The 493-nt window shown below is 55.4% G+C and carries 1 protein-coding gene and 1 rRNA gene; one reads left to right on the top strand and one right to left on the bottom strand.

From position 1 onward, the window contains the following. Window positions 1–89 (top strand): 16S ribosomal RNA (locus tag IG04_RS0141850); the annotation flags it as partial. A gap of 117 nt (window positions 90–206) precedes the next feature. Here the strand turns inward: IG04_RS0141850 and IG04_RS47895 are convergent. After that, the coding region (locus tag IG04_RS47895; protein ID WP_211257928.1) for a hypothetical protein at window positions 207–493 on the bottom strand (287 nt) is incomplete at its 5' end.

Genomic DNA, 493 nt, shown 5'->3' with positions numbered 1-493 from the left:
GGGGAGAGCGGTCGAAGGTGGGACTGGCGATTGGGACGAAGTCGTAACAAGGTAGCCGTACCGGAAGGTGCGGCTGGATCACCTCCTTTCTAAGGAGCAATCTACTACCGATCTTGGGCAAATGTTCCGAGCGGTAGTCAGAACCACACCAGCCTTGATGCTGGGTGGGCTCATTAGTGGATGCTGGCTGGCTAGACGTTCGGTTGTCACGACAGTGAGTACTGCTCTTCGGAGCGTGGAAAGGTGTCGAGAGGGCTGGATGAACAGATCGGTACGCTGTTGGGTCCTGAGGGAACACGCTCTTTGTGTCTTTCAGTAGATCGGATCATCTCAGCGCTCGAACCGCCGGCTTCGGTCAGGCAGGCGAGCTGCACAGAAGAGATGATGACCGTTCGTTCTTTGAGAACTGCACAGTGGATGCGAGCATCTTTGTAGCAAGTTAGTAAGGGCATACGGTGGATGTCTTGGCACCAGGAGCCGATGAAGGACGTAG

Source organism: Lentzea albidocapillata (assembly GCF_000719115.1).
GTDB lineage: Bacteria > Actinomycetota > Actinomycetes > Mycobacteriales > Pseudonocardiaceae > Lentzea > Lentzea albidocapillata.
Note: the sequence above shows the minus strand (reverse complement) of the source record. Positions and strands in the feature narration are given on the sequence as shown.